The 9,413-nt window shown below is 72.9% G+C and carries 13 protein-coding genes; 1 reads left to right on the plus strand and 12 read right to left on the minus strand.

Features of this window, described 5'->3' with window-relative positions; genetic code table 11:
• Positions 1-45: 45 nt before the first annotated feature.
• From ACIQG9_RS14315 to proS, 12 genes are all read right to left on the minus strand, one after another.
• Positions 46-369, minus strand: a complete 324-nt coding sequence (locus ACIQG9_RS14315; RefSeq protein ID WP_007075222.1) for a DUF2469 domain-containing protein — start codon at positions 367-369, stop codon at positions 46-48.
• Positions 366-1,178 carry a ribonuclease HII gene (locus ACIQG9_RS14320; RefSeq protein ID WP_400401639.1) on the minus strand — a complete coding sequence of 271 codons (813 nt, stop codon included), beginning with the start codon at positions 1,176-1,178 and terminating at the stop codon, positions 366-368. Before ACIQG9_RS14320 ends, ACIQG9_RS14315 begins: the two co-directional genes overlap by 4 nt.
• A complete protein-coding gene (locus ACIQG9_RS14325; protein WP_400401641.1) occupies positions 1,172-1,669 on the minus strand; it encodes an NUDIX hydrolase in 498 nt (165 codons plus the stop codon). The genes ACIQG9_RS14320 and ACIQG9_RS14325 overlap by 7 nt, the downstream gene beginning before the upstream one ends.
• Before the next feature lie 58 nt (positions 1,670-1,727).
• Positions 1,728-2,363: a signal peptidase I gene (lepB, locus tag ACIQG9_RS14330; protein WP_400401643.1), complete on the minus strand. Its 636-nt coding sequence runs from the start codon at positions 2,361-2,363 to the stop codon at positions 1,728-1,730.
• Positions 2,360-3,241, minus strand: a complete 882-nt coding sequence (gene lepB, locus ACIQG9_RS14335; protein ID WP_400401645.1) for a signal peptidase I — start codon at positions 3,239-3,241, stop codon at positions 2,360-2,362. Before lepB (ACIQG9_RS14335) ends, lepB (ACIQG9_RS14330) begins: the two co-directional genes overlap by 4 nt.
• Before the next feature lie 193 nt (positions 3,242-3,434).
• A complete protein-coding gene (gene rplS, locus ACIQG9_RS14340) occupies positions 3,435-3,791 on the minus strand; it encodes a 50S ribosomal protein L19 (RefSeq protein ID WP_007456548.1) in 357 nt (118 codons plus the stop codon).
• A gap of 143 nt (positions 3,792-3,934) precedes the next feature.
• A complete protein-coding gene (gene trmD, locus ACIQG9_RS14345; RefSeq protein ID WP_400401647.1) occupies positions 3,935-4,723 on the minus strand; it encodes a tRNA (guanosine(37)-N1)-methyltransferase TrmD in 789 nt (262 codons plus the stop codon).
• Positions 4,724-4,738: 15 nt separating this feature from the next.
• Entirely contained in the window at positions 4,739-5,401 is a 663-nt protein-coding gene (gene rimM, locus ACIQG9_RS14350; RefSeq protein WP_400401710.1) for a ribosome maturation factor RimM, read from the minus strand.
• A gap of 2 nt (positions 5,402-5,403) precedes the next feature.
• Positions 5,404-5,664 carry an RNA-binding protein gene (locus ACIQG9_RS14355; protein ID WP_172862164.1) on the minus strand — a complete coding sequence of 87 codons (261 nt, stop codon included), beginning with the start codon at positions 5,662-5,664 and terminating at the stop codon, positions 5,404-5,406.
• The gene (rpsP, locus tag ACIQG9_RS14360) at positions 5,639-6,103 is read right to left on the minus strand and encodes a 30S ribosomal protein S16 (protein ID WP_400401649.1); all 465 of its coding nucleotides are present in this window, start codon (positions 6,101-6,103) and stop codon (positions 5,639-5,641) included. Before rpsP ends, ACIQG9_RS14355 begins: the two co-directional genes overlap by 26 nt.
• Positions 6,104-6,344: 241 nt before the next feature.
• Complete coding sequence (locus ACIQG9_RS14365; RefSeq protein ID WP_400401651.1) at positions 6,345-6,965, minus strand: DUF402 domain-containing protein; 621 nt, start codon at positions 6,963-6,965, stop codon at positions 6,345-6,347.
• A 49-nt stretch (positions 6,966-7,014) separates the two neighbouring features.
• Positions 7,015-8,421, minus strand: a complete 1,407-nt coding sequence (proS, locus tag ACIQG9_RS14370; RefSeq protein ID WP_400401653.1) for a proline--tRNA ligase — start codon at positions 8,419-8,421, stop codon at positions 7,015-7,017.
• Positions 8,422-8,715: 294 nt separating this feature from the next.
• Here proS and ACIQG9_RS14375 point away from each other — a divergent pair, with 294 nt between their 5' ends.
• The gene (locus tag ACIQG9_RS14375) at positions 8,716-9,318 is read left to right on the plus strand and encodes a TetR family transcriptional regulator (protein WP_400401655.1); all 603 of its coding nucleotides are present in this window, start codon (positions 8,716-8,718) and stop codon (positions 9,316-9,318) included.
• The last annotated feature ends 95 nt before the right edge of the window (positions 9,319-9,413 follow it).

Raw genomic sequence — 9,413 nt, forward strand, 5'->3', positions numbered from 1 at the left:
CGGTGGCCCCGGCCGGCGGGTGGGGACGCCGGCCGGGGGCGCGGATCAGCCGCCGAAGCCGGAGTCGGCCGGCAGGGAGATGTCGGGCTTCTCCAGCTCCTCGACGTTGACGTCCTTGAACGTCATCACCCGGACGTTCTTGACGAACCGGGCAGGGCGGTACATGTCCCACACCCAGGCGTCGTGCATCTCGACCTCGAAGTAGACCTCGCCGTCGGAGTTGCGCACGTGCAGGTCGACCTGGTTGGCCAGGTAGAAGCGGCGTTCCGTCTCCACCACGTAGGAGAACTGGCGGACAATGTCGCGGTACTCCCGGTAGAGCTGTAGCTCCATCTCGGTCTCGTACTTTTCGAGGTCTTCCGCGCTCATCGCACTCCGCCTTCCATGACCACATCCTGCCCCACCGGCGCCGGAGGCCGAGGCTGCTCGCCCAACGCCACGCCGACGGTACCCCCTGCCGAGCCCGAGCGCTCCATCGGCTCGGGAGCCGGGCCGCCGACCGGTCGGCGGGCCCGCGGTGGGGCACCCTCCCGACCGGAGACGACGGCCACGTTGACGTACGAGAACCGGTGCTCCACGCAGGGCCCACGCTCCCGCAGGGCCTCGGTGTGCTCGGCGGTGACGTACCCCTTGTGCTCGGCGAAGCCGTAGCCCGGATACCGCCCGTCCAGCTCCACCATGAGCCGGTCCCGGGTGACCTTGGCCAGCACACTGGCCGCCGCCACGCAGGCCGCCACCCGGTCACCCTTCCAGACCGCCAGCCCCGGCACGTCCAGCCCGTCCACGCCGAACCCGTCGGTCAGCACGTAATCCGGCCGGGTGGTCAGCGACGCCAGCGCCCGGCGCATCGCGGCCAGGTTGCACACGTGCAGACCCCGGGCGTCGACCTCCTCGGCCGGGATGACCACCACCGCGTACGCCAGCGCCCGCGCGACCACCTCGGCGTAGATCCGCTCCCGGCTGGCCGGGGTGAGCAGCTTGGAGTCGGCCAGGCCCTCGATCTCGCCGCGCCGCCCCTCGGGGAGCACGGCGGCGGCGGCCACCAGCGGCCCGGCGCAGGCGCCCCGGCCTGCCTCGTCCGCGCCCGCGACGTACCGGAAGCCCCGCCGTTGCAGGGCCCGCTCCAGCGCGTAGAGCCCGCCGTCGCGGCGCACCACCGTGCGCGGCGGCGTCAGCACGACCCACCCGGCCCCGGGACGGCACCGGCGGGATCGGCGGCGCCCCCCACCTGGACCAGCAGTCCGGGCAGGTCGGCCGGGTAGTAACGGTCGGCGGTGGCGGTCAGCTCGGGCACCGACCACCAGCGGTGCCCGCGGACACTGGCCCGCTCGATCTCGTCGAAGCCGGCCGTGTCCACCTCCCAGCCGGGCACCCGGACCAGGAAGAACTCCTGTTCCTGGCGGTACCACACGCCGTCGAAGGGGAACTCGATCGTCTCGGACCGCACCGACTCGCCCAGCTCCGCCGGATCCAGCCGCAGCCCGGTCTCCTCGGCCAGCTCGCGGGCCGCGCCAGCGGCCGGGGACTCGCCCGGGGCGAGCCCGCCACCGGGGGTGAACCAGTACCGGTGGCCCGGACGACCGGGGTCGATGCCCTCGAACAGGAGGACCCGGCCGGACGCGTCGACGAGCAGCACGCGGGCCGCGCGGCGAGGGGTGTAGACGGTCACCGCACCAGCCTGCCAGACACCGCCGACGCTCGGCCACGCCCCGGGGCGACCGGGCCGGTCAGGAGTTGGGAATCCCGTCGAACGACTTCGGCACGCTGAGCCAGGTGGCCCGGTCGAACGGCCAGAAGACGGTGAAGGCGCGGCCCACCACCTCGCCCTCGGGGATGGTGGCGCTGTCGATGTTGCGACCGGACTGCTGCCAGTGCTCCAGCGAGTCGCCGGAGGCCGAGCGGTGGTCACCCATCACCCAGAGCCGCCCCTGCGGGACGGTGATGTCGAACTCCTGGTCGGCGGGCTTGTCCTGCTGGCCGTTCGCGGAGTAGATGTACGGCTCGTCGAGCGACTTGCCGTTGATCGTCAGGCGGTCCTGCGCGTCGCAGCAGACCACGTGGTCGCCGCCGACCCCGATCACCCGCTTGATGAAGTCCTCACCGTCGGGGTTGCCGCTCCACTCGGTCGGTGCCTTGAACACCACCACCTCGCCCCGGTGCGGCGAGCGGAAGTCGTAGACCAGCTTGTTGACCAGCACCCGATCGTCGATCTTGAGGGTGTTCTCCATGGACGGGGACGGGATGAAGAAGGTCTGCAGCACGAATGCGCGAACCAGCACCGCCACCAGGATCGCGACGCCCAGGAGAATGGGCAGTTCCTTCCAGAAGGAGCTGCGCGGCTTGTCGGTCTGCTCGTCAATCACGGGTGGAGCCTACGTCCCCGGGAGCGCGCCGGCCGTCCGGAACGCGCGACAACGGAAATCAGGGCGGTGGCCGGGAGCAGCAGGGCGACATCGCCCACCGGGGTGGGCGAGACCGGCGGCGGCCCGGCGGGAGCGGCAGCCGGGCGGGAGAGCCCGTCGAAGGTCTCCGGCACCGGCAGGGACGCCCACCGGGAGGACGGCCAGACCACCATGAAGGCCCGGCCGATCACGTTGTCGATCGGCACCGGCCCCTGACAGCGGGCGTCCTGGGAGACGAGCCGGTGGTCGCCCATCACGAAGATCTGCCCCGGTGGCACGACCACCTCGTCGAACCGGCGGGACCGGCACTCCTTCGGGTTCGGCGGGACGTCCAGCGGCGAGTCGCGGACCACGTACGGCTCGTCCAACGGGACGCCGTTGACCAGCACCCGGCCCTGCTCGTCGCAGCACTCGACCCGGTCCCCGGGGAGCCCGATGACCCGCTTGATGAAGTCCTTCTCGCCGGGGCGGCTGACCCCGACCAGGTCGCCGAGGGTACGCCCGACCTTGCCGGTGATGCCGGCGGGCGGCGTGGGGGTCTCCTGGGCGACCCACTTGTCGGTGCCCCGGAAGACCACCACCTCGCCGCGCACCGGGTCACGGACGTCGTAGACGACCTTGTTGACCAGGACCCGGTCCCCGATCAGGAGGGTGTCCTGCATCGAGCCGGACGGGATGAAGAACGCCTGGAGCAGGAACGTGCGGATCAGCACCGCGAGGCAGAAGGCCACGATCAGCAGGAGCGGCAACTCCTGCCAGAGGGGCATCTGCCGGCGGCCGGGACGGTTCCGCCGACGCCACGGATCGGCCGTGCCTTCTGAGTCAAGCACCTGCACCACGCCACTCCCCGGTCCGCAGAGACGACACTACCGCCCGGGAGCCTCGTCGAGGCCCCACGGGCGGTAGTGGACAGTCGTGGCACCGCGACCGACGTCGCGACACCCACCGCCGTCCTGCGCCCGTGCCGACCAGCGTAGTGCGATCTGGTCGAGACGACATCCGGGCAGGTCAGGCGGCGTGGCGAACGGGAAGTCAGCTGGGCTGCTTCTCCCGCTTCTCCTTGATCTTGGCCTTCTTGCCGCGCAGCTCACGCAGGTAGTAGAGCTTGGCGCGGCGGACGTCACCGCGGGTCACGATCTCGATCCGGTCGATGCCCGGGCCGTTCAGCGGGTACGTCCGCTCGACCCCCACACCGAAGCTGACCTTGCGGACCGAGAAGGTCTCGCGCAGACCGTCACCCTGGCGGCGGATCACGACGCCCTGGAAGATCTGGACCCGGGACCGGTTGCCCTCGACGACCCGAGCGTGCACCTTCACGGTGTCACCGGCACGGAAGTCGGGGAGGTCGGTGCGCTTCGACTGGGCGTCAAGGGCGTCCAGGATGTTCATCGCGATGTCCTCGTGAGGCTCACGGCGCACCGTCACTCGGTGCGCGGATGGGTGATTCTGATCATCGGACGGTGGCCGGCACGCCGACCCCGGTCGAAGATCCTCGCAGCCGTCCACGGGCGCGGACGGGCGCGGCAACCCCCCTACTTTGCCACATCCCCCGGCGGCGGCGGAAATCCGACCCGGTCCAGCGCCGCCACGTCCCGTTTGTCCAGGCTCTGCGGGGGCAGCGCGGCGATCAGGTCGGGACGTCGGCTGGCCGTCCGGGTCAGTGCCTCGTCCCGCCGCCAGCGGGCGATCCGCCCGTGGTCGCCGGAGCGGAGCACCGCCGGCACCTCGTGGCCGCGCCAGCTCGCCGGCTTGGTGAACATCGGGGCTTCCAGCAGGCCGTGGGCGTGCGACTCGTCGTCCAACGAGCCGGCGTTGCCGAGCACCCCGGGCAGCAGCCGGGTGACCGCCTCCAGGATCACCAGCACCGCGACCTCGCCGCCGAAGAGCACGTAGTCGCCGAGGGAGACCTCGGTGACCCGCATCCGGGTCGCGGCGTGGTCGAGCACCCGCTGGTCGATGCCCTCGTACCGGCCGCAGGCGAAGAGCAGGTGCGACTCGGCCGCCAACTCGTGCGCCATCGCCTGGGTGAAGGGCACCCCGGCCGGCGAGGGCACCAGCAGCCGGGGCAGGGTGAGGCCGTTCGGGCTCAGCTCGTCGGGGGCGAGGGCGTCCAGCGCCTCGCCCCACGGCTCCGGCCGCATGACCATGCCCGGCCCGCCGCCGTAGGGCGTGTCGTCGACCGTGCGGTGCACGTCGTGGGTCCAGCTCCGCAGGTCGTGTACGGCCAGCCGGAGCATGCCGTGCTCCCGGGCCCGACCGATCAGCGACAGGTCCAGCGGGGCGAAGTACTCCGGGAAGATCGACACGATGTCGACGCGCATGTGGTGGCTTCCGGTCTAGAGGTCGAGCAGACCAGCCGGCGGGTCGACGACGACGCGACCGCCGGCCAGGTCGACCTCCGGGACGATCGCCTTGACGAACGGGATCAGCGCGGTCCGCCCCTCGGGGCGGCGCACGACGAGCAGGTCGGAGGCGGGGGCGTGGTCGATCTTCGCCACCTCGCCCAGGTGCTCGCCGTCGGGGGTGACCACGGCGAGGCCGACCAACTGGTGGTCGTGGAACTCCTCCGGGTCCTCCGGCGGGGCGACGCCGGCGCTGTCCACCCCGATCAGGGTGCCGCGCAACGCCTCGGCGACCTCGCGGTCGAGGACCCCCTCGAAGGCGACCAGCATCCGACCCTGGTGCCAACGGGCCGACTCGATGGTCAGCTCCGCGGGAACCTCGAAGGCCACCCCCGGTCCGGGACCTTCCGGCGCGGCCGCCGCCGGCTCGGTGCGTGGCACCCCGCTGCGCGCCGACGAGGTGGTCGGGGGCTTCGGCCCCGGCTCGGTGCGTGGCACCCCGCTGCGCGCCGACGAGGTGGTCGGGGGCCTCGCCCCCGGCTCGGTGCGCAGCACCGCGCCGGGGGCGAAACGCGCCTCGGGCTCGTCGGTCCGCACCTCCACGGTGACCTCACCGCGGATGCCGTGCGGCTTGCCGATCCTGCCGACGATGAGCAGCATCAGTACGAGTCGACGATGTCGACGCGTACCCCGCGTCCACCGATGGAGCCGATCACCTGGCGCAGTGCCTTGGCGGTCCGGCCGGACCGCCCGATCACCGTGCCGAGGTCCTCCGGGTGCACGCGGACTTCCAGCCGCTTGCCCCGACGGGAGTCGACCATGCGGACGCGCACGTCGTCCGGGTGGTCGACGATTCCCTTGACCAGGTGCTCCAGCGCGGGACGCAGTGGCATGTCAGGCCTGCTCACCGGCGTCGGCAGCAGCGGCCGGGGCCTCGGCCGGAGCCTCGGTCTTCGGCGCCTCGGCCTCGACCTTGGCGGCCTTCTTCGCCGGCTTGGCCGGGGTCTCCGGGGCCAGGCCGGCGGCGGCCTTCGCCTCGGCCTCGTACGCCGCCTTGCGGTCGGCGCGCTCGGCGGCGACCTTCAGCGGCGGCGGGGCCGGCAGGCCCTTGAACTTCTGCCAGTCGCCGGTCAGCTCCAGCAGCCGCTGGACGGCCTCGCTCGGCTGCGCGCCGACCGAGAGCCAGTACTGGACCCGCTCCGACTTGACCTCGATGATCGAAGGGTCTTCCTTCGGCTGGTACACACCCACGAACTCGATCGCGCGACCGTCACGCTTGGTGCGCGAGTCGGCGATGACGATGCGGTACTGCGGGTTGCGGATCTTGCCCATCCGCAGGAGCCGGATCTTTACGGCCACAGTTGTTTCGCTCCTGTTGCGATTTCACCGGCCCGACATGCGGGGCGGTGCACGGGTGAGAGCCGACCGGCACAGTGGGGTTGGGCCGGAGACTGCTCGGTGGACTGGCGACACGCCCGGGTTAGAGGGCGCCGGACGCGCGCCGGATACCAGCGACCCATTCTGCCAGATCGCGCGCCGATCTCTCGCACCGGACCCGGCCCGGTCGCCCCGACCGGGTCAAGTGTGAGGCAGCACACGGTCAGCGGGCCGGTGGCCGGTCCCAGCCGGACGGGAGGACGTCCGGCACCGTCCAGGCGGCCGGCGGGTTGAAATCGCACCAGGTGCCGTCGAACGGGAACCTGCCGGCCTCGGCACGGGCGATCACCCGCTCCCCCTCGGCCCGGACCGCCCTGGCGTCGGCCACCCAGTAGTGACCGGGGAAGGCGAGGCGCTCGACGAACTCCTCCTCGTCCTTCCACCGCCAGCTCCGGTCCGGGCGGACCACCACGTCGAGGTCCTGGTCGACCACGTCGACCCCGGCCACCGGGCCGTCGTCCCAGCGGACGCCCGGTTCCTCCAGGTTGACGTACCAGTGGGCGAAGCGGTCGTCGGCGTCCCGGAACCACCACACGGAGTGGGCGGCCCCGGTGGGCAGGAACTTCAGCAGCGGCGGGCCGTGCCACCGGCCGTGCGCCAGCCGGTAGGCCGACGTGATCCACTCGGCGAACGGCATCGCCCGCATGCCCAGCCCCGCCTCGGTCACCTCGTTGGCCACCGGGGAGTCCCGGGCGAGCCAGAGCAGCAGACCGCGCGCGTCGTCGCTGACCACCCGAGCCGGCCGGGCCCAACCGATCCGGCCGTGCCGCACGTTACGGTGCATGACCAACCGCCCCGGCGCGAACCGGTCGGCCGGGGCGGTGGGCCGCACGTCAGTAGGCGCGGGCCAGGATGGCGACCAGGTCCGACTCGTCCTCCGAGTCCGGCACCGAGCCGTCGGCGCGGAGCAGGCAGCGGACGGTGACACCCTGACCGTTCGCCTCGGCCTCGCCCGGCACGCCGACCGCCGACCACGGCACCTTCGCCCAGCCGGTGGCCGCCGCCTCGATCGCCTCCGCGAGGGTCGACACCGTCACGGTGCGCGACTCGCGGTGCGCGAGGGCCTGGTCGTGCAGCGTCTGCTGGTCGGCCACCAGGGCCGCCAGGACCGCGTCGACCACGTCCGCCACCGCAGTGGGGGCCTTCGATCCGTCCGTACGCCGGACCACGACCGCGTTACCGGCGGCCAGGTCACGCGGGCCGACCTCGACGCGTACCGGGTAGCCACGCAGCTCGGCGTCGACGGCCCGGCGGCCGAACGGGGTGTCGGTGCGGTCGTCGAGGGCCACCCGCACGCCGGCGTCACGCAGCGCGTCGCACAGCTTGGCCGCCGCCTCGCCCACGCCCTCGCCGGCCTTGACCACCATCACGTACGCCTGGACCGGCGCCAGCTTCGGCGGCACCCGCAGGCCGTTGTCGTCGCCGTGGGCCATGATCAGGCCGCCGAGCATCCGGGTCGAGGTGCCCCAGGAGGTCGTCCAGGCGTGCTCCCGGCCACCCTCGGCCGAGGAGTAGCTGATGTCGAAGGCCTTGGCGAAGTTCTGCCCCAGCTCGTGGCTGGTGCCGAGCTGGAGGGCCTTGCCGTCGCCCATCATGCCTTCGCAGGTGTAGGTGGCGGTCGCCCCGGCGAACCGCTCGCGGGCGGTCTTCAGGCCGACCACCACCGGGATGCCCAGCACGTTGACCATCAGATCCTCGTACGCCTCGTGCAGGATCCGCCGGGCGTAGGCGCGGGCGTCGGCGCGGGTGGCGTGCGCGGTGTGCCCCTCCTGCCAGAGGAACTCGCTGGTGCGCAGGAAGATCCGGGGGCGCAGCTCCCAGCGGACCACGTTGGCCCACTGGTTGAGCAGCAGCGGCAGGTCCCGGTACGAGTCGATCCACTTGGCCATGAACTCGCCGATCACCGTCTCGCTGGTGGGGCGCACCACCACCGGCTCGGCGAGCTGCTTGCCGCCACCGTGGGTGACCACCGCCAGCTCCGGCGAGAAGCCCTCGACGTGCTCGGCCTCGCGCTTGAGGTAGCTCTCCGGGATGAACAGCGGGAAGTACGCGTTCTCCGCGCCGGCCGCCTTGATCCGGGCGTCCATCTCGGCCTGCATCCGCTCCCAGATGGCGTAGCCGGCCGGACGGATGACCATGGTCCCCCGGACCGGGCCGTTGTCGGCCAGCTTCGCCTTGGCGATCAGGTCCTGGTACCAGCGGGGAAAGTCCTCCGCACGGGGAGTGAGCACGCGTGCCATGACCGCACATCCTATGCGCTCCGTGCCGGGCCGCCGCCATCGGGCGCGCTCCCGACCCGCCCGCGTCGGATGGCGGCGGCCCGGCATGGAGCGCGCCCGATGGCGGCTGCTGGTGCGTGACGGTCGGATCGCGCGGGCTGTGGCTGGAGTCGCCGCGGGCGCGAGTCGACCGCCGCTCCGGGTCGCCCCCGGCGCTCACTCGGCGGTGCTCGCCTCCCGGTGCCCCCTCGGGCTCCCGCACGCGACCCACGCCCGCCGCCCGGCGGGTCACGCCGGTCGTAGACTTCGACCACCATGGCTGAGCTGAGGGACTCCGCGCGCCAGCGGCTGCGGGACACGATCGTGGACGCCGCCCGCGCGCAGACCGTCGCCGCCGGCTGGGACGGCGTACGGATGGGCGGGGTGGCCACGGCCGCCGGGGTGAGTCGGCAGACCGTCTACAACGAGTTCGGCAGCAAGGCGGGCCTGGCCGAGGCACTCGCCCGGCGCGAGGTCGACCGGTTCGTCGGCGACGTCCGCGCCGCGCTGCACACGCACGGCACCCACGTCCGGGCCGGCGCGTACGCCGCGATCCGGCACACCCTCGCCGAGGTGGCCGACAACCCGCTGATCAAGTCGATCCTGACCAGCGCCCGGGGCGGCTCGGACGAGTTGCTGCCGTACCTCACCACCCGCGCCGAGTTGGTGCTCGCCGAGGCATCCGGCGCGCTGATCGAGTGGACCGGCACCCACCTACCGCAGGCCGATCCGGCCCGGCTGGCGTTCGCCGCCGACACCATCGTGCGGCTGGTGGTCAGTCACATCGTGCTACCCCGGGCACCCGTCGACGACATCGCCGGCTCCCTGGCCGACCTCGGCCTGCGGCTCTTCCTGAGTACGGCCGATCCAACCACCTGACGCGCCCCGCGCCCCGCGCCCCGCGCCCCGCGCCCCGCGCCCCGCGCCCCGCGCCCCGCGCCCCGCGCCCCGCGCCCCGCGCCCCGCGCCCCGCG

It is taken from the genome of Micromonospora sp. NPDC092111, from assembly GCF_044755745.1.
Classification (GTDB): domain Bacteria; phylum Actinomycetota; class Actinomycetes; order Mycobacteriales; family Micromonosporaceae; genus Micromonospora.